At 58.8% G+C, this 18,616-nt stretch carries 12 protein-coding genes; 5 read left to right on the forward strand and 7 right to left on the reverse strand.

The window, feature by feature from the left end; genetic code table 11:
- Positions 1 to 74: 74 nt before the first annotated feature.
- Positions 75 to 2,609, forward strand: a complete 2,535-nt coding sequence (locus KDX39_RS09480; RefSeq protein ID WP_231660138.1) for a dermonecrotic toxin domain-containing protein — start codon at positions 75 to 77, stop codon at positions 2,607 to 2,609.
- 129 nt (positions 2,610 to 2,738) lie between these two features.
- On the opposite strand, the gene KDX39_RS09485 is transcribed toward KDX39_RS09480, so the two are convergent.
- The 3 genes from KDX39_RS09485 to putA all read right to left on the reverse strand — a co-directional run bounded on the left by KDX39_RS09485 (position 2,739) and on the right by putA (position 10,052).
- Entirely contained in the window at positions 2,739 to 4,541 is a 1,803-nt protein-coding gene (locus KDX39_RS09485) for an acyl-CoA dehydrogenase (RefSeq protein ID WP_231660139.1), read from the reverse strand.
- Positions 4,542 to 4,725: 184 nt separating this feature from the next.
- A complete protein-coding gene (locus KDX39_RS09490) occupies positions 4,726 to 5,856 on the reverse strand; it encodes a hypothetical protein (RefSeq protein ID WP_231660140.1) in 1,131 nt (376 codons plus the stop codon).
- 242 nt (positions 5,857 to 6,098) lie between these two features.
- Positions 6,099 to 10,052 carry a trifunctional transcriptional regulator/proline dehydrogenase/L-glutamate gamma-semialdehyde dehydrogenase gene (gene putA / locus KDX39_RS09495; protein ID WP_231660141.1) on the reverse strand — a complete coding sequence of 1,318 codons (3,954 nt, stop codon included), beginning with the start codon at positions 10,050 to 10,052 and terminating at the stop codon, positions 6,099 to 6,101.
- A 448-nt stretch (positions 10,053 to 10,500) separates the two neighbouring features.
- Here putA and putP point away from each other — a divergent pair, with 448 nt between their 5' ends.
- Complete coding sequence (gene putP / locus KDX39_RS09500) at positions 10,501 to 11,988, forward strand: sodium/proline symporter PutP (RefSeq protein WP_231660142.1); 1,488 nt, start codon at positions 10,501 to 10,503, stop codon at positions 11,986 to 11,988.
- Between the two features lie 82 nt (positions 11,989 to 12,070).
- Here putP and KDX39_RS09505 read toward each other — a convergent pair whose 3' ends face one another.
- Positions 12,071 to 12,742, reverse strand: a complete 672-nt coding sequence (locus KDX39_RS09505; protein WP_231660143.1) for a polysaccharide lyase family 7 protein — start codon at positions 12,740 to 12,742, stop codon at positions 12,071 to 12,073.
- A gap of 317 nt (positions 12,743 to 13,059) precedes the next feature.
- Here KDX39_RS09505 and KDX39_RS09510 point away from each other — a divergent pair, with 317 nt between their 5' ends.
- Genes KDX39_RS09510 through KDX39_RS09520 form a run of 3 tightly spaced genes read left to right on the forward strand, consistent with a single transcriptional unit; the run spans position 13,060 to position 16,072 of the window.
- Positions 13,060 to 15,189 carry a two-component system response regulator gene (locus tag KDX39_RS09510; protein WP_231660144.1) on the forward strand — a complete coding sequence of 710 codons (2,130 nt, stop codon included), beginning with the start codon at positions 13,060 to 13,062 and terminating at the stop codon, positions 15,187 to 15,189.
- A 41-nt stretch (positions 15,190 to 15,230) separates the two neighbouring features.
- Positions 15,231 to 15,752, forward strand: coding sequence for a YgjP-like metallopeptidase domain-containing protein (locus KDX39_RS09515; protein ID WP_231660145.1), 522 nt, complete (start codon positions 15,231 to 15,233; stop codon positions 15,750 to 15,752).
- A gap of 23 nt (positions 15,753 to 15,775) precedes the next feature.
- Complete coding sequence (locus KDX39_RS09520; protein WP_210042621.1) at positions 15,776 to 16,072, forward strand: winged helix-turn-helix domain-containing protein; 297 nt, start codon at positions 15,776 to 15,778, stop codon at positions 16,070 to 16,072.
- A 102-nt stretch (positions 16,073 to 16,174) separates the two neighbouring features.
- On the opposite strand, the gene KDX39_RS09525 is transcribed toward KDX39_RS09520, so the two are convergent.
- The 3 genes from KDX39_RS09525 to KDX39_RS09535 form a co-directional block, all read right to left on the reverse strand.
- A complete protein-coding gene (locus KDX39_RS09525) occupies positions 16,175 to 16,633 on the reverse strand; it encodes a GNAT family N-acetyltransferase (RefSeq protein ID WP_099229449.1) in 459 nt (152 codons plus the stop codon).
- 124 nt (positions 16,634 to 16,757) lie between these two features.
- On the reverse strand, positions 16,758 to 17,954 hold the full coding sequence (locus KDX39_RS09530) for an FAD-dependent monooxygenase (RefSeq protein WP_231660146.1): 1,197 nt from the start codon (positions 17,952 to 17,954) through the stop codon (positions 16,758 to 16,760).
- A 74-nt stretch (positions 17,955 to 18,028) separates the two neighbouring features.
- Positions 18,029 to 18,472 carry a MarR family winged helix-turn-helix transcriptional regulator gene (locus KDX39_RS09535; protein ID WP_210042623.1) on the reverse strand — a complete coding sequence of 148 codons (444 nt, stop codon included), beginning with the start codon at positions 18,470 to 18,472 and terminating at the stop codon, positions 18,029 to 18,031.
- Positions 18,473 to 18,616 lie beyond the last annotated feature (144 nt).

Below are 18,616 nucleotides of genomic sequence, written 5' to 3' on the forward strand. Positions count from 1 at the left end.
AAATAGTTACCTCAAACGGATACCGACAAGCTGGTTTAGTGCATGACTTTCCTCAAGAGCAAAGACAGGACGTCATGCACTCAACAACTCACAACACCCCGACGACAAAGGATGCTGTCGATGTCTGGACAGACAAGGCGCTCAAAGCGCGCGCAGCCGCCCTGATGGGCGCTTATCCGGACCTTTACAGCCTGGCCTTTCAGGCGGCGCGCACGATCATTGCCCGGCACACCGACAAGGTGCTCGATCCGGGCAAGGTGTATTGGCATCGATTCACGAATGCAGATAACAGCGGTCGCACGTTTTCCGGCTGGGAACATGTCGGTCCGCCCTCCGAATCGATGACCCTGATTGAGCTGGTGATGCATCGCTTCAGCGTCAGTGACAACGTTGCCGTCGACGAAATGAACACCTATAGCGGCTTCTATCACGCAGGTCCCGGCGAGCGTTTCTACAACGAGCACAACGAAGTACCGGTTCTGCCCAGTGATGTGCTGAAGGATTTCTGGGCGCAGGATTTTGCCGTCGAGTGCAAGCGCAAGGCCGATGCTTTCTGGCGTGATCATGGGCAGGATTTCTGTACCTTCGCCAGGATAAGCCTGTTGTCTTCGGCAGGCCTTGCGGTCAGCAAAAAACAACTGCAGACGGATGACTTCGAAACTGTGCTCACTGCCGTCAATGGCAGCGGCGATACCTCTGATGCATGGGCGGCAGTGCAGAAAGACAAGGCGTTCACGTCCGGCGTATCCCTGCGAGTGTTGGAACTCGCCGGCCATGCATCGAGGGACATGTTGCTGGTCACTGACGCCCATGGGAGGCAGATTCTCTACACCGCTGGCGCTCAGCCGGCGTTTCAGCGGTTTGCCAACGAACAGGCTCTTTATCAGTGGCTGCAATCCCGGGTCGCCCAGCCTGCCGACAGGGCAGCGCTGGTGTCGCACTTCGCGCGTGAAGAGCAACAGAAAATGGCGCTGGGCGCAAAGCTAGCCAAACGCTTTGCGAAAGCATGGTCCGTCGATCAAACGTTGATCGGCCGCCACGTCCCGGCGAGTCCAAAACCTGTGTTTGAGCATCTGCGCGACGCGGCGCAAAAGGAGATGAACGAGGATATTCACCACCAGTTGACCAGCAGTGCCAGCCTGCGCAAGCAGATGTGGATTGGCTACCTGAGTGCGTTCATCAGGCTGGCGGGTGGCGTGTCGTCGCTGGCGTGGCCGATCGCGTTGAGTCTGGTGGGCGCAGGTATCGCAAGCGTCGGACTGAACATCGATCAGGCCGTCAACGGGCGCACTGCGCAACTGCGAAAGTCCGGCGTGCTCGGAGCGGTTCTCAATTCGGTCTACCTGCTCTTCAATTTGCCGATGCTGGTGAGTATCGGTCGCAGCGCCGAGCTTGCGCCGGTCCCTGAAGACGAAGCGGTCGCGCTGGCCGGCCTTGAAGGTAACGAACTGCTGGAAGATGCACCGCCTGCCGTGGGAGAGCATGCCCGAGGCATCCATGTTCTGGGAAATGACCAGACCTGGATCACGTTGGGAGACTTTCCCTATCGGGTTCGTTATCTGCAGGACTTCAAGACCTGGGCCATTGTCGATCCTGAGAATCCCTTTGCCTTCAATGGCGCGCGTCCTGTGCGTCTGAATGAGCTGGATGAATGGGAACTGATCCGCCAGCCTGTGCTGCGGGGCGGCAAACCTCCTGTGGAAGGTGCCAAGCCTTACATCACGACGTCCTCGGACTTCTGGGATACGCACATGCAGTTCAATGTGGCGGAAGAACAGCGCCTTTCCATCGCGGGCAACCACCGGCAGAGGGACGTGATCAACATCTATGATATGGCCTCTGACGAGGAAGTGGTTTCCGATTCCGAGGGCGAAGATGTCGTCATCGACGCGTGGCAGGACAAGCATCGGGTCTTCAAGACACCTGAAGATGATTACTACGGTGGGGCGATCACTCGATACACCGAAGACGATGACGCCTATAACCAGTTTCTGCGCACAGGCACACCTAAAGGGGCGGATCAGATCGAGGCACTGGAGACGTTGGTCGAAGATGTCGGGGAGATCCAGCATAACAACGATGTTCCGTTGTATCGCGGCGGCAGTGGGGAGCGTGGCACCTCGGGTGAGGTTTTCCGCAAGGGCAACCTCAAGGTCGGGGATGTCTTGGTCAATACCGATATCACCTCGTTCAGCGAGAATCCCTATATCGCACGCGTCTTCGCCAGCAGCCAGGGTGGCGTGGTGTCGACCTCGCACGAAGGGGCAATCGTCTTTGATGACACATCGGTCGTTTTCGAACTGCCCGCCAAGGAATATCTGACGGCAACCCCGATCAGCCCGTTCTCCAACAGCCCGAGTGAAGTCGAGTCGTTGTTCCTGCCGGGCAACTATTTCGAGATAAGCCGTGTTGAGGAAGTGGCGGGTGCCAACTACCGCTTCATGAACGTTCAGCTCAGGCAAGTGCCGGTGGAGCAGGTCACAGGCCCCGCCTACGACCTGCGTACCGGAGAACTCTTCAGTCGCGAGGCCTACGCCGCGAAACTGGGTGATGACGCGAAAATGCTGGTCGATACCTTCTTCCCGCCCCAGGGACAGGGTTCATTGTGACGTAAACGTTCTGAAGCAACGTTTTGAAGCCGGCAGGGTGCGACAGTGTCAGTTCAACTTTGATTCATCGCATCGCTGGCAAGTCGCCTCCCGCAGTGGCTGGGTGAATGACACCCGCCTGGCGCCGAATCAGAACCACTCGTTCTGCATCGACAGGCACACGTCATCACGGGCTTGCAGTATCGCCAGGTCGTGATGACACGCCGGTACTTCCCATGTCAGGAAGTACCGCGCGGCCTGCAGTTTCCCCTTATAGAAATCGACGTCTGCCGCGTTGCCTTTGCTCAATCCTTCTTCGGCACGAATGGCCTGTTCCAGCCAGCGCCAGCCGATCACGGTATGCCCGAATGCCTTGAGGTACAGCGCCGAGTTGGCCAGTGCGACATTGACGTTGCCTTGTGCCAGGTCGGTCAGCAGGCCGACGGTCACGCCTTGCAAGGCGCTTACCAGTTGCTCCAGCGGCTGGCGTAGATGATCGAGCTGACTGTGGGCACTGGCGCGTTGTGCGGTGTCGGCGATCAGCCTGACCAGTTGCTTCAAACCGGCACCGCCGTTCTGCGCCAGTTTGCGGCCAAGCAGGTCCAGCGACTGAATGCCGTGGGTGCCTTCATGGATCGGGTTCAGCCGGTTGTCCCGGTAATGCTGCTCGACCGGGTATTCGCGGGTATAACCGTGACCGCCGAGAATCTGGATCGCCAACTCGTTGGCCTTGAGGCAGAACTCCGACGGCCAGGATTTGACGATGGGGGTCAGCAGGTCCAGCAGTTCGTGGGCTTGCTGGCGCATCTGTTCGGTCTCGCCAGTCTGCGCGTCGTCGAACAGGCGGGCGGCGTACAGGCCCAGGTCGAACGCGCCTTCCACGTAAGCTTTCTGGGTCAGCAGCATGCGGCGTACATCGGTGTGCTGGATGATCGACACGGGTGCGCTGTCCGGACTCTTGTTGTCCGGCAGCCGACCCTGGGGCCGCTCGCGTGCGTAATCGAGCGAGTACAGATAGCCTGCGTAACCGAGCATGACCGCACCCATGCCGACACCTATGCGCGCTTCGTTCATCATCTGGAACATGTAGCTGAGTCCATGATGCGGCTTGCCGACCAGGTAGCCGACGCACTCACCGTTGTCGCCGAAATTGAGCGCAGTCGAGGTCGTACCTTTCCAGCCCATCTTGTGAAACAGCCCGGCCAGCAGCACGTCGTTACGCCTGCCGAGGCTGCCATCGTCATTGACCAGAAACTTGGGCACGATGAACAGCGAGATGCCTTTGACCCCGCCGGGTGCATCCGGCAGCTTGGCCAGTACCATATGCACGATGTTTTCCGACAGGTTGTGATCGCCACCCGAGATGAAAATCTTGTTGCCGCGCAACCGGTAGGAACCATCTGCGGCGGGTTCGGCGCGGGTGCGGATGTCGGACAGGGAGGAGCCTGCGTGAGGTTCGGTCAGCGCCATGGTGCCGAAGAAACGGCCTTCGATCATCGGTTGCAGAAAACGCTGCTTCTGCTCGTCATCGCCGAAACTTTCGATCAGATTCGCCGCGCCCATGGTCAGGAACGGATACGCAGTGGTCCCGGCGTTGGCGGCCTGAAAGTGCGCGAAGCAGGCTTGCGACAGCAGCGTCGGCAACTGCATGCCGCCTGCCTCGAAATCGCGTGCTGCATTGAGAAAACCCGCTTCCAGAAAAGCGTCCACCGCAGGCTTGACCTCCGGGATCAGCACCGCGGCGCCATGCTCATAGCGTGGCTCGTTCTCGTCAGCCTTTCGGTTGTGCGGTGCGAAGTACTTCTCGGCAATGGTCCGTGCCGTGCCAATCGCCGCATCGAACGTCTCGCGCGTGTGCTCGGCAAAGCGCTCGCGGCGTATCAGGGCTTCGGCATCCAGCACTTCATACAACTCGAAAGCCAGATTACGGGAACTGAGCAGCGACTCGGACATGGCAACGCACCTTGACTGGATGTCGCACCAGTCTAGGTGGCTGAACGGGTAGGGGGTAGCAAGATTGATGCGGGTGATGAAGGGCAGTGGGCAGTGGGTATTGCGGAACTTGTTTGATCGGGAGCGCAGGTTTCGCGGCCTGTTGAATAAACCCAACGCTTCGCGATACGTCAAATTGGCACCTCTACTTACTCGACGGGCTCACCACAGCCTGCCAGCCAGCTATCAGGCTTTGGTTTTCAACGACGATTCGACAGGAGTCACCATTGTCTTTCCGGCAGCGAGTGAGCGCTTTTTCTCGCGCCTCATCGATTGTGCGAGCACCGTAGTGCCAGTAAATTTTGTTGGAGTTTGCGGACATTGCCATCGCCTTTTCTGTGACGCTGAGGAGATAGACCTGCGCTCTGGTGGATTCAGTGGTTATCAGTCTCGAGAGAAGAGGCATTAACGCGCTGTGGTTCATCGCGGGTAACCGGTTGCGCCTCAGGAAATCGTCGATGTGAGGGTTGATAAGTACACTGGCTTCATTTTTGAAAAGTGTGTGCCCGTCCTTGCCAAATGGCGGAAGCATGACGAGATCAGCTATCCCGCCCTGCGATCGATAACCCGCGATCATTTGATCGACCAGATCCGGGCCAAAAAAAGGATCGTTTTTGGCATAAATCCAAAGGGTGGGGGTCGAATTCCCAACGCCGAATTGCGTGACCGTTCGTATCAGGTCCGCCTGGTATAAAGAACAGTCAGGATCGGCGGTCCCCGCTTTGGAATAGTGGTAAACACCCCCCGAAATATTGATTATTGCCGCCAGCGGATGTCCGGATCGGGCACCCAGGTTTAGCATCGAAGCCCCACCTATGGATATGCCGACACCCAGCGCCAACGTTGGGTCAACATCCGGTCTCTCACGCAGAGCCGACAACGCAGCACCGAGTTCTTCCCCATGCGCCTCTAGAAAGTTGGCCACTTGAGGGGCTGCGCAGTTTCCCCCCTCATTCATGAACCTGCCTGTCGAATGGCCATATCCTGGCCATACAATTGATACGGCCAACCAGCCTCGATGAGCGAAGTCATGTGCCATGTTCGAGAGCCAGTCCGCATGGGCCGCTGACGGATCTTCGGCTGATGAACCGTTGACAATGAGCGCTATGGGAAGCTTTTCGCCGTCAACCGGACGGACCACCAGTGCCTCTATGTTCTCTACATGGGCTCCTGCCTGTATCGGCAGAAGAAGTTGTTCTTCGCGCACGTTCGTCTCGGAATGCGCTTGGCCAACATACAACATCAAACCTAACGCCAATGAAATCAAACGTTGCATGGTAGCGGGCCCCGGAAGGTTGTTCTTATGTCGGGATTTTCACGCATTAGGAGCCGTTGTCTGATTCATGCGCAAGTGACAAATAGTTCAGGTCTGCCAATTAAAGAATGACGCTGGAAGTCACGTTTCTGCCGGCATCACGCTCACACGAGACTTCCCGTGGATGATGTGCGATGCCCGCACTTTCAGCGCCTGACAGTCCTCCCTGCCTGGTTCCAGTATCCAGAGAACACTGCCCTGAATCAGCCGATCGTCATCAAACTCGCATTACCACCCGCCGCTGCGGTGTTGACGCTCAACGCACGTTCGATCACCAGACGCTCCAGCGGGATGTTGGTCTCGCCGTGGGACAGGCCGTTGACGCCGACAATGGCGCCGCTGCGTTGGGCGATCTGCTGGCAGATGGCGCGCAATTGGTCCGAATCACCGTGGTGCAGAACCGCGTCGATGCTCACTTCGTCCTTGGTCCAGTCGGCAACCTGCTTGATGCGCGCCTGAACCTCTTTCGGCAGGCGAGCGCGCAGCGCTTTGCAGATCTCGGTTTCCGGCCAGACCGCCGAGCTGCCCACTGCCAGCACAGCGGCCAATTGCGTCAACAGATCGGTTTCGTCATCGGCCAGACACAGCACGTGCTCGCGCGGCAGGATTGCGTAGCTGTTGCGCTCGCCGGTCGGGCCCGCAAGTTGGCGCGTGATGCCGCTCTGCGATTGCTCGGCGTATTGGCTGCACAGCGCAGTCAGCTCAGCGTTTTGATGGCTGGTCGCCCAGGTTTTCAAGGCTTGCAACGGCTTGCTCATGGCTTCGCGCAGGCGAAGATCCGGGGCCGACAGCGCATCGCCGCGTACGAAGGACTTCTCGATGGCGTCCTGTGGGCGCGTCGACAGCAGGCGATACAGGTACAGCGGCCCACCGGCTTTCGGCCCCGTGCCTGACAGACCTTCGCCACCAAACGGCTGAACACCCACCACGGCACCGACGATGTTGCGGTTCACATAGACATTACCGGCATGGACGTTGTCGATCACCTTGGCGATAGTCTCGTCGATCCGAGTGTGCACACCCAGCGTCAGGCCATAACCGGACGCGTTGATCTGGGCGATCAACTGGTCCAGTTCCTTGCGCTTGTAGCGCACCACGTGCAGCACGGGACCAAAGATTTCACGTTGCAGTTCGTCGAAGCTTTCCAGCTCGATCAGCGTCGGCATCACATAAGTGCCGCGTTTGAGTTCGGCGCTGTCGGCGATGGCCACTTGATACACGGTGCGGCCTTTGTCGCGCATGGCCTGAATGTGTTTCTCGATGCTGGACTTGGCTTCAGCATCAATCACCGGACCGATGTCCACGGACAGACGCTCAGGGTTGCCCAGACGGCTTTCGGCCATCGCACCCTTGAGCATTTCGATGACGCGGTCGGCGGAGTCCTCCTGCAGGCACAGCACGCGCAGTGCCGAGCAGCGTTGACCGGCACTGTCGAAGGCCGAGGAGACAACGTCGATCACCACCTGTTCGGTCAGCGCCGAAGAGTCGACGATCATCGCGTTCTGGCCACCGGTCTCGGCGATCAGCGGAACCGGACGACCCTGCGAATCCAGGCGACCGGCCACATTGCGTTGCAGCAGACGGGCGACTTCGGTGGAGCCGGTGAACATCACGCCTTTGACGCGCTCGTCGCCGACCAGCCCGGCACCGACGGTTTCACCGCGACCCGGCAGCAGTTGCACTACGCCTTCAGGAATACCGGCTTCCAGCAGCAGACGCACCGCCTGGGCGGCGATCAGTGGCGTCTGCTCGGCAGGCTTGGCCAGCACCGGATTGCCAGCGGCGAGTGCAGCTGCCACCTGTCCGCTGAAGATCGCCAGCGGGAAGTTCCACGGGCTGATGCAGACCACAGGACCCAGCGGGCGGTGGGCATCATTGGTGAAATCATTGCGTGCCTGGACGGCGTAATAACGCAGAAAGTCCACGGCTTCGCGCACTTCGGCAATGGCGTTGGCGAAGGTCTTGCCCGCTTCGCGGACCAACAGGCCCATCAGCGGCTGGATCTCGCCTTCCATCAGGTCGGCGGCACGTTCCAGAATGGTGGCACGTTCGGCGGGCGGCGTGGCCTGCCAGATCGGACCGGCGCTCAGGGCGCACTGGATGGCGTTGTCGACATCCTGAACGGTGGCTTCCTGAACATGACCGACCACGTCACGCAGATCGGACGGGTTCAGTGCCGCGTTGGCGACGCCTTCGCTGGCCGGGCAGCCCAGCATCGGTGCGGCTTTCCAGTCGTTGTGCGCAGTGGCCAGCAAGGCCGAAGACAGCGACGCCAGACGGTGTTCGTTGGCCATGTCGATGCCGCTGGAATTGGCGCGTTCGCTGCCGTACAGGTCGCGTGGCAACGGGATGCGCGGGTGCGGCAGGCCGAAACCGCCTTCCTGCGTTGCCATTCTTTCGATCTGGCTGACCGGATCGGCCACCAGTTCCTGAATGGAGATGCTGTGGTCGGCGATGCGGTTGACGAATGATGTGTTGGCACCGTTCTCCAGCAGGCGACGCACCAGATAAGCCAGCAGCGTTTCATGGGTGCCGACCGGTGCGTACACACGGCACGGACGGTTCAGCTTGCCATCGGCGACCTTGCCTACAACCTGCTCGTACAGCGGTTCGCCCATGCCGTGCAGGCACTGGAATTCGTACTGGCCGGGGTAATAATTCTGACCGGCAATCTGGTAGATCGCCGCCAAGGTGTGTGCGTTGTGTGTGGCGAACTGCGGATAGATGACTTCCGGTGCTGCCAGCAGCTTGCGGGCGCAGGCGATGTAAGACACGTCGGTGTACACCTTGCGGGTGTATACCGGATAGCCTTCCAGGCCCTCGACCTGAGCGCGCTTGATCTCGCTGTCCCAGTAAGCGCCTTTCACCAGGCGAATCATCAGGCGATGACGACTGCGACGGGCCAGATCGATCACATAGTCGATCACGTAAGGGCAGCGTTTCTGGTACGCCTGGATCACGAAACCGATGCCGTTCCAGCCGGTCAGCTGCGGCTCGAAGCACAGGCGTTCGAGCAGGTCCATCGAGAGTTCCAGGCGGTCCGCTTCTTCAGCGTCGATGTTCAGGCCTATGTCGTATTGCTTGGCCAGCAGGGTCAGGGACAGCAGGCGCGGGTACAGCTCTTCCATTACGCGCTCGTACTGGGCGCGGCTGTAGCGAGGATGCAGCGCCGACAGCTTGATGGAGATGCCCGGGCCTTCATAAATACCGCGACCGTGTGAGGCCTTGCCGATGGAGTGGATAGCCTGCTCGTAGGACGCCAGATACTTCTGCGCGTCGTGTTCGGTCAGGGCGGCCTCGCCCAGCATGTCGTAGGAATAACGAAAACCCTTGGCCTCGAAACGACTGGCATTGGCCAGGGCTTCACCGATGGTTTCGCCGGTAACGAACTGCTCGCCCATCAGGCGCATTGCCATGTCCACGCCCTTGCGGATCATGGGTTCGCCGCTCTTGCCGATGATACGGCTCAGGGATGAGGTCAAGCCTGTTTCGTTGTGCGTGGCGACCAGCTTGCCGGTCAGCAACAGGCCCCAGGTGGCGGCGTTGACGAACAGCGACGGGCTGTTGCCCAGGTGCGGCTGCCAGTTGCCGTTGCTGATCTTGTCGCGAATCAGTGCGTCGCGAGTGCCCTTGTCCGGAATACGCAGCAGCGCTTCGGCCAGACACATCAGGGCGACGCCTTCCTGCGACGACAGCGAGAATTCCTGCAGCAGGCCTTGAACGATACCGGCACGGCCACCAGCGCTTTTCTGGTTGCGCAGCTTCTCGGCGATGGAGGCCGCAAGTTTGTTGGCAGCTTCAGCCATCGGTACCGGCAGACGCGCCTGCTCCAGCAGCATGGGTACCACTTCGGGCTCGGGGCGACGGTAAGCGGACGTGATGGCGGCACGCAGAACAGACTGCGGCTGGATGCTTTCGGCAAAGTCCAGAAAGCATTGCAGGCCCGCATCGTCGGCCAGCTCGCCACGGTCATCGCTGTCCTTGCTCGACGAGCCGTTCAGTTCCAGCAGGGTTGTACCACTCTCCAGCTTTTCCAGGTAATTGAAGATCGCCTGCTTGATCAACCAGTGCGGAGTCCGGTCGATGGAGTGGGCGGCTGCTTTCAATCGCTCGCGGGTCGGGTCGTCCAGCTTGACGCCCAGCGTGGTGGTGGCCATGTATTGTCCTCATTGTAGCCACTACGAACGTGGCATCGGCTTTGACGCAGATTAGCCTCGCACTGGTATGAGGTGCAACCGGGTGCAACCTTATTTTTCAAAATATTTCACCCCGGTTTTGCCGGTTTGTGATTAAAAACAGTGAGTTGCTCTTTCAAAGTGCGGTTTTATTTGATCAAAGACGGTTTGCCGCCCCAAAATAGGGCGTCTTAACACCCGGATCGGGTTTTTCAGAGCAGGTGCAACTTGCCTGATGAAAGTGGTTGCACCTTGTTTAAATTGTTTAATAGGATTCGTTCCCACGGTGCAACCGTAGTCATTGCCTGCTCATTTCAATGAAATGGACAGGCAGCGCGGTGTCGGGTGCAAGGGCGTGGACAGGCTGAGTTTCAGTGGTCACCCCTTGGTCATCAGGTGCCAACATAAAAACAATGCCAAGGCAGAACTCATGAGTGTCAGTAACCCTACCTTGATCACGTTCGTGATCTACATCGCGGCAATGGTCCTGATCGGCTTGATGGCCTATCGCTCCACCAACAATCTTTCGGATTATATTCTTGGCGGGCGCAGCCTGGGCAGCGTGGTTACCGCCTTGTCGGCCGGTGCTTCGGACATGAGCGGCTGGCTGCTGATGGGGTTGCCGGGTGCCATCTACATGTCGGGTCTGTCGGAGAGCTGGATTGCCATCGGACTGATCGCTGGTGCCTACCTGAACTGGTTGTTCGTGGCCGGTCGTCTGCGTGTGCAGACCGAGCACAATGGTGATGCCCTGACCCTGCCGGACTATTTCAGCAGCCGTTTCGAAGACAACAGCGGCTTGCTGCGCATCATCTCGGCTGTCGTGATTCTGGTGTTCTTCACCATCTATTGCGCCTCTGGCATTGTCGCCGGCGCACGACTGTTCGAAAGCACCTTTGGCATGTCCTATGAAACCGCCCTGTGGGCCGGTGCGGCAGCGACCATCGCATACACCTTCGTAGGCGGTTTTCTGGCCGTGAGCTGGACCGATACCGTGCAGGCCACGCTGATGATCTTCGCGCTGATCCTGACACCGATCATCGTGCTGCTCGCGACGGGCGGTGTGGACACGACCTTCCTGGCCATCGAAGCGAAGGATCCGACCAGCTTCGACATGTTCAAGAACACCACCTTTATCGGCATCATCTCGTTGCTGGCCTGGGGCTTGGGTTATTTCGGCCAGCCGCACATTCTGGCGCGCTTCATGGCGGCAGATTCCGTGAAGTCGATCGCCAATGCCCGGCGGATCTCGATGGCGTGGATGATCCTTTGCCTGGGCGGCACCGTGGCCGTCGGCTTCTTCGGCATCGCGTACTTCTCCGCGAACCCGGATGTTGCAGGTCCTGTCACCGAAAATCCTGAGCGGGTGTTCATCGAGCTGGCCAAGCTGCTGTTCAACCCATGGGTTGCAGGTGTGTTGCTGTCGGCCATTCTTGCAGCGGTCATGAGCACGCTGAGCTGCCAGTTGCTGGTGTGCTCCAGCGCGCTTACCGAAGACTTCTATAAAGCCTACCTGCGCAAAGGTGCTTCGCAGCTGGAGCTGGTCTGGGTGGGCCGTGGCATGGTGCTGTTGATCGCGATCATCGCCATTCTGCTGGCCGCCAACCCGGAAAACCGCGTGTTGGGTCTGGTGAGCTATGCATGGGCAGGCTTCGGCGCTGCGTTCGGTCCGGTGGTGCTGATTTCGGTGCTGTGGAAAGGTATGACCCGTAACGGCGCGCTGGCTGGTGTGATCGTCGGTGCCGCGACCGTCGTGCTCTGGAAACAGTTCAGCACGATGGGCCTGTACGAAATCGTTCCTGGCTTCATCTTCGCCAGTATCGCCATCGTGGTGTTCAGCCTGATCGGCAAGGGCGCTTCGGAATCGATGCAGGCGCGCTTCCTGGCGGCCGAGAAGGACTTCCAGGCCAACCGCTGATCCGCAACGTTTCAGCGTCCATAAAGAACGGCCCGTGCTCTGATGAGTGCGGGCCGTTTTCGTTTATGGAGTGGCGTGTCGTTCAGGTCTTGTTGTGGTCGATGTCCAGGCTGTAGAACGTGGCCTTGCCTCCTTCGCTGCTGTAGCCGGTGTGGTCCTGGGTATAGACGCCCGCCTTGAAATAAAGCGGCTTGTCTCGCCAGCTCGAGCTGACCTGGGTATCCCAGTTCACGTCCCGCGTGCTGACGCTCAACTGACCGCCCGGACTCAGGTGGATGATGTATTTGAATTTCTCGTTGAGCGGCACGCCTTCGGCAATTTTGTAGACCTTGCTCTTATCGTCGTCGAAGCGTTTGCGCACCTTGACCACGATATCGCCCGCCTTGTCCTTTTCCTTGTACTGATACTCGACCTTGAGCATCGGCTCGGTACTTTCGTACGCATGTATCTGACCGATGACGATTTTGCCGGAAGAAGGCACCTGATCCACTTCCAGCGTGGCATTCAGGAAATTATCCGCATCGCCGTACATCCAGTTACGCAAGGTGCCGTCAGGCCAGGTTTCACGCAGCTCGCTGCGTGCGTATTTGGCGTTTTCGGTTTTGGAACCCGTAACAGGTGCCCAGAAAAAAATCGATTTGGAGGTGGATTCGAAGTATTTGCCGTCGTAACCCTTTACCAATTGTGAGGTCCCAATGGTCTTGGGTGGCGAGCCTACCGGAATGCTGAGTTGCCACGTCGCAAGATCTATCATTTTGGTCCATCCGAATATGTCTGTTTGCCAGCAGGGGAGGCCTCTAGCCAGAGGGTTTCAGCATGGCTTTATACGGGTTGTAGGACAATTTGTTAACGCAAAATTGCCGGTCGAATGACGTCAAAGTGCTGTCACTTTTCCTACAGGGCAGTGTGGGTGGGGCCTACAGAAAATGACCGTTAGTCGGTTAATTGAAGTTTGATGATGGCAAACAGATAGCTAGCTTCTGCTTTTTTCAAGACGCGGCTAGAGTTGATTTCATATGTATGGCGGTCTTCCTGAACTTCAGGCGTCGTACCACAGATTAGAGAAGCAGCATGGAACGCGCGCAATTCGGGCCAGCCGATGGCTCCTCAGTGTTACTGGTTGTAGATGACTATCCGGAAAACCTGGTCACGATGTGCGCTGTCCTGCAAAGGACGGACTGGCATATCGTCACGGCCAGTTCAGGCATCGAGGCCCTCACTATTCTGCTGGAGCAGGAGGTGGATCTGGTGCTGCTGGACGTGCAGATGCCAGGCATGGACGGCTTCGAAGTGGCCCGTCTGATGCGGGGCAGCCAGCGTACTCGTCTCACGCCCATCATCTTTCTCACCGCCAACGAGCAGAGCAAAGATGCGGTTCAGAAGGGGTACGCCAGCGGCGCGACGGATTACCTGTTCAAGCCCTTCGACCCGAACATACTCAAACCCAAGGTTCAGACCCTGCTGGAGCAGCAGCGTAACCGTCGTGCACTGCAGGCTTTGTCGCAGGAACTGGAGTCGGCGCGAGCGTTCAATGCTTCGGTGCTGGCCAATGTGGCTGAAGGCATCCTGGTCGTGGATGAACAAGGCATTATCAGCTTCGCCAACCCCGCCATCTGTTTTCTGCTGGGCGCCACCGTCGAACAGCTGTGTGGCACTCGGGTGCTGGATTACATTCAGGAGCCGCAGGTTGCTGGCTGGCTGGACTCGGGTTTCTACAAGCATTATCGACGTGCCGATACCTATCGCGTGCATGACGCCATTCTGAGAACGACCGAGGGGCGCCAGTTGCCGGTCGCGCTGTCCTGCGCGGCTTTGCCGGCCGAGCAGAAAGCCATGGTCCTGACCGTTCTCGACATGTCGGTGGTGCGTGACCTGTATCAGCAATTGGAAAAGCAGGCTGTCACCGATGCCCTGACCGGGCTGCTCAATCGACGCGGTTTCTATCAGACAGTCGAGGGCATGCTCGGGCGCAACGATCAGGTCGGCAAGTACCTCGTGGTGCTGTACATGGACCTCGACGGCTTCAAGCAGATCAATGACGCGCTGGGCCATGACGCGGGTGATGAGATTCTGCTCTGGGTGGCGGAGCAACTCAAAGAAAGCATGCGGCCCTACGATGTTCTGGCGCGTATCGGTGGTGACGAGTTCACGGTGGTCATCGACGGGCTCGACTACCCCGAACAGGCAGCCAAAATCGCAGAAAAGCTGATCGAACGTGTCTCGGGTCGTCGGCATATCGACGGTGTGGAGATCAGCATGGGTGCCAGCGTCGGGATTGCCACCTATCCCGATTGCGGGGCCAACCTGGACGGATTGCTGCGCGCCGCGGATATCGCCATGTACGAGGCCAAACGGGCAGGGCGCCAGCAGTACCGGTTCTATGACCAGAATATGAATGGCCGTGCCCGTTCGCGACTGATGCTGGAAGAAAGTGTGCGCACGGCCATCGACGGCAAGGATTTCTCGGTCGTTTATCAGCCTCAGATTCATGTGGCGGACGGCCGACTGCGCGGGTTCGAGGCGCTGTTGCGCTGGCAGCACCCCGCAGTGGGGGATGTGCCGCCGGCCTTGTTCATTCCGTTGCTGGAAGAAACCCGGCTGATCAACAAGCTGGGCAGCTGGATCTTCGATCAGGGCGCGGAGCAGCGGCAAGTCTGGAACGGCGTGTTTTCGTCCGATGTCGTACTGAGCGTTTGTGTCAGCCCCACGCAGTTCTGCATGCCTAATCTGGTGTCGGAACTCAAGCGTGCCATGGATCGGTTCGGCCTCAGGCCGGGTCAGCTGGAGGTCGAAATCACCGAAAGCTCGCTGGTGCACAACCTCTCACACAGCCACAAGCAGCTATCCGAGCTGCATGACATCGGGGTACGGATCGCGCTGGACGACTTCGGTATCGGCGAGTGCTCGTTGTCGCATTTGCGCAATCTGCAACTGGATACGCTGAAGCTCGACCGGCATTTCGTGGCCAATATTCTGGGCTCGCCGCGAGAGGCTGCGATGGCGCGCAGTATCATTGATCTGTCCCGCAACCTCGACATGCTGATCATTGCCGAGGGCGTCGAGACGCAGGAACAGTACCAGTGGCTGGCCGACAGCGGCTGCCAGGTCGTACAGGGATTTTTCATCGCCCATCCGATGCTGGCGGAGGAAACGCTGCACTTCCCGGCACAGTTTGAGGTGCAAGGCTTGAAACGGGGCTGAGTGCGGTAGACTGGCGCCTTTCAAGCCTGTGCCCCGATCTCATGACCCGTCACGCTCCACTCAAATACCTGCAGGCCTACCCTCAGGCGCTGCAGGATCAGGTGCATCAACTGATAGCGCAAGGTCGGCTTGCGGACTACCTGCAGCAACGCTACCCGGCGCGTCATCAGGTGCAGAGTGATAAGGCCCTGTATGCCTACGCGCTGGCGTTGAAGCAGGATCACCTGCGCAATGCGCCCAGTATCGACAAGGTCCTATTCGATAATCGTCTGGACCTGACCCATCGCGCGCTGGGCTTGCATACTAAAATTTCGAGAGTGCAGGGCGGCAAGCTCAAGGCCAAGAACGAAATTCGCGTGGCGTCGCTGTTCAAGGACGCGCCGCCGGAGTTTCTGCAAATGATCGTGGTGCATGAGCTGGCGCACTTTCGTGAGTCGGAACATAACAAGGCGTTCTACAAATTGTGTGAACACATGCTGCCCGCTTACCATCAGCTGGAATTCGACTTGCGTGTTTACCTGACGTACCGCGACCTGCAATCCGCCTCTGGATCGATCACCTGAACAACGCATTGAAGGATACGACGATGGAGGTCAGCAAGACCAAAAGCAGTTTCTACCGCCGCCTTTACGTGGCGTACCTTATCGACTGTCAGCTCGCCAGCAGCGTCCCGGAACTGGAAAAAGTGACCGGCATGCCACGCCGCACCGCCCAGGACACCATCGCCGCACTGGCTGATCTGGACATCCAGTGCGAGTTTGAACAACAGGACGGCGCCCGCAACCATGCCGGGCGATACCGCATCATCGACTGGGGCGCCATCGACCGCGACTGGATCACTCATCACCTGACCACGATCAAGGCGGTGTTGGGTTATCCGTGATGGAGCGTGCGTTCGCCGCGCTGCGGGTGGCTCGATCTACGAATATGGATTCTGAGATTCCGCCGCATAGCCAGTATTGACGCTGATGCAGATCGGCTGCCCTCACTCCAGATCCCGACGCATGCCGATGTGGGGGATATCGTCCTCCAAATAGACCTCGCCCACCGGATTGAAGCCATAACGGCTGTAGTAGCCCTGCAGGTGCGCCTGTGCTGACAGGTAGATGGGCTGGTCTGGCCATTTGCGTTCGGCGTGCTCCAGTGCCTGGACCATCAGTTCATGGCCGATGCCCTTGCTGCGAATCGAGGGTGCCGTGACCACGCGGCCGATGGTCACGTCGCCGCCTTGCTGGATAGGGTCGAGCAGGCGCAGGTACGCGACCAGTTGATCTTCCTGCCACGCCATCAGGTGGCAGGTGTCGCCTGTAAGGTCCTGTCCGTCGACGTCCAGGTATACACATTGCTGTTCCACCACGAACACCTCGGCGCGCAGTTTCAGCACGGCATAAAGCTGTTGGATGTTCAGCTCGGTGTGGTGTTTGCAGATCCATTTGATAGACATGTTGCCGACTCGCAGAGAAACCAGAAGCGAAGTCTAAACGCATCTGGCGTCATTCCCAATAAACGCTGGCAGATGGGCGAGTAAGCGCGCGTGTTCGCGACGTACCGTTCAAGCCTTCTGCCGGTTACCTGGCCTGATCGTCTGCGTAATCCGGCAATTTCACTTTTTCGGAGTCACGAAGAAATAGCCGTGAAAAGATCTTTCTCACTGAAGGTCTGCCCGCCAGCCGCATGGCACCACGCAGCAGCGCCAGTCCTCTGCGGGTGTTGGGCCAGAGCATGCGCGGGACGGCTTTCGGCAGGCCTTGTCCTTCCTTCACGAATGGTCGCATCACGCGATCATAGGCTGCCAACGCAGCGGAAAGATCGTCTGTTTTCGACAGCTCACCCGCCAGCACATACCCTCCGACCACCGCCAGCGTCGTGCCGATGCCGGAAAGCGGCGTGGCGCACCATGCCGCGTCGCCCGTCAGAACGACGCGGCCGTTGGACCAGCGGTCCATCCTGACCTGACGCAGCACATCGAAGTAGAAGTCATCGGTCTTGAACATCCCGTCCAGAATGCGCGGAAAGTGCCAGCCCGCATTGGCAAACTTCTCGGCCAGAAACTGCTTCTGGCGTTCTTGGCTCCACAGGTTTTCGCCTTCCGGTTTCTTCTGCATGCCCATGTAGACATGGACCCTGTTTCCCCGACCTGGCTTCAACGTCGCGCCGATGCCGCCGATCGTGTTGTATTGCCGGGCAAACTCACCATCCTGTTCCGTTTTGGCAATGCCGAAGTAGGCGATGGTGATGTCCATCCAGCGGGGCGTGTTCTCTCCCGGGAACATCTTTTCGCGGGTGGGCGAGCCGACGCCTTCGGCAACAATCACCAGGTCGTAGCGTTCCTGCGTGCCGCCGGCGAAATTGACTGTTACGCCGGACGCGTCCTGTTCGAGCGTTTCAATGCGCTCGCCAAAACGATAGGTGGCGCGGGTGCTGGCAGGCACATAAATCATATGCGCGATGTCGCCGCGCATGATCTCCAGTTCAGCCGTCGGACCATCGCCGATGTCTTCGACGGCAAAGCGGGCAATGACGTTGTCCTGCTCATCGACCCAGTCAGTGCCTGCTTCGCCAGTATTGAGGGCGAGCGCCGCTTGCTCCAGATTCATACGGCGCAGAACCTCTCGGCCTGCGCCGCGTACGTCCACGTTCTGGCCGCCATCACGAAAGGCGGGCGCCTTTTCGATGACGGTCACATCAAAACCATTACGCGAGAGCCACCAGGCGGTGGTGTTGCCTGCGACGCTTGCGCCGCTGATAAGAATTCGTTTGGGCATGAGAATGACTCCTGATGCCCGCACTTAATATCACGCATGATATAAAGTCAATCACTTGTGATATATATTGCCCGTTATTCAAGATTGCCAATGAAGCGATGAAGCAGCGTCACGAGCGCTGTGGCCTCTTCAGGCGTGAATCCATCAACACCGCGTGCATTGGTGTCCAGCAGGACCTGCTTGCCCACGGCCGCGATCTGTTTTCCTTGCTCTGTGATGCTGACCGTCGATGCCCGGCGATCCTCTGGCAGGGGGGCGCGCTCGACAAATCCTGCAGCCTCCAGCTTGTCCAGAATCGCCACCATGGCAGGCTGCTTGATGGCCGAGGCGTGCACCAGATCGCGTTGAAGCATCGGGCCTCGCCATGACAGCCAGAGCAGTGGCCCCAGCAACGCCAGCGAGATGCCGTGAGGCCTGAGTGCTGCCTCGACGGCCCGGTTGAAAACGCGTTCAGCATGGTTGGCCAGATAGCCCGGAGCGACTGCGGCTTCGGGGTGGATATTTTCATCATTTCGCATGGGCGTACTTTTCGGAAATCGGAAACGCTTCGTCAGCTCTTGATCCGCGCTTGCGCAGGTCAAACAGCCCCGGTGTTCAAGGCTTGAAACTGTATACAGGGAAGCAATCCTATCGTGCTGGTGGGCATCGCAACAGCGGCCAGC

The organism is Pseudomonas sp. CDFA 610 (genome assembly GCF_021147865.1).
Taxonomy (GTDB): Bacteria; Pseudomonadota; Gammaproteobacteria; order Pseudomonadales; family Pseudomonadaceae; genus Aquipseudomonas; species Aquipseudomonas alliivorans.

Coding starts and splice junctions, on each gene's coding strand:
- KDX39_RS09505 (WP_231660143.1), bottom strand. CDS start 12,742: ATGATAGATCTTGCGACGTGGCAACTCAGCATTCCGGTAGGCTCGCCA.
- KDX39_RS09520 (WP_210042621.1), top strand. CDS start 15,776: ATGGAGGTCAGCAAGACCAAAAGCAGTTTCTACCGCCGCCTTTACGTG.
- KDX39_RS09485 (WP_231660139.1), bottom strand. CDS start 4,541: ATGTCCGAGTCGCTGCTCAGTTCCCGTAATCTGGCTTTCGAGTTGTAT.
- KDX39_RS09530 (WP_231660146.1), bottom strand. CDS start 17,954: ATGCCCAAACGAATTCTTATCAGCGGCGCAAGCGTCGCAGGCAACACC.
- putA (WP_231660141.1), bottom strand. CDS start 10,052: ATGGCCACCACCACGCTGGGCGTCAAGCTGGACGACCCGACCCGCGAG.
- putP (WP_231660142.1), top strand. CDS start 10,501: ATGAGTGTCAGTAACCCTACCTTGATCACGTTCGTGATCTACATCGCG.
- KDX39_RS09480 (WP_231660138.1), top strand. CDS start 75: ATGCACTCAACAACTCACAACACCCCGACGACAAAGGATGCTGTCGAT.
- KDX39_RS09515 (WP_231660145.1), top strand. CDS start 15,231: ATGACCCGTCACGCTCCACTCAAATACCTGCAGGCCTACCCTCAGGCG.
- KDX39_RS09535 (WP_210042623.1), bottom strand. CDS start 18,472: ATGCGAAATGATGAAAATATCCACCCCGAAGCCGCAGTCGCTCCGGGC.
- KDX39_RS09510 (WP_231660144.1), top strand. CDS start 13,060: ATGGAACGCGCGCAATTCGGGCCAGCCGATGGCTCCTCAGTGTTACTG.
- KDX39_RS09490 (WP_231660140.1), bottom strand. CDS start 5,856: ATGCAACGTTTGATTTCATTGGCGTTAGGTTTGATGTTGTATGTTGGC.
- KDX39_RS09525 (WP_099229449.1), bottom strand. CDS start 16,633: ATGTCTATCAAATGGATCTGCAAACACCACACCGAGCTGAACATCCAA.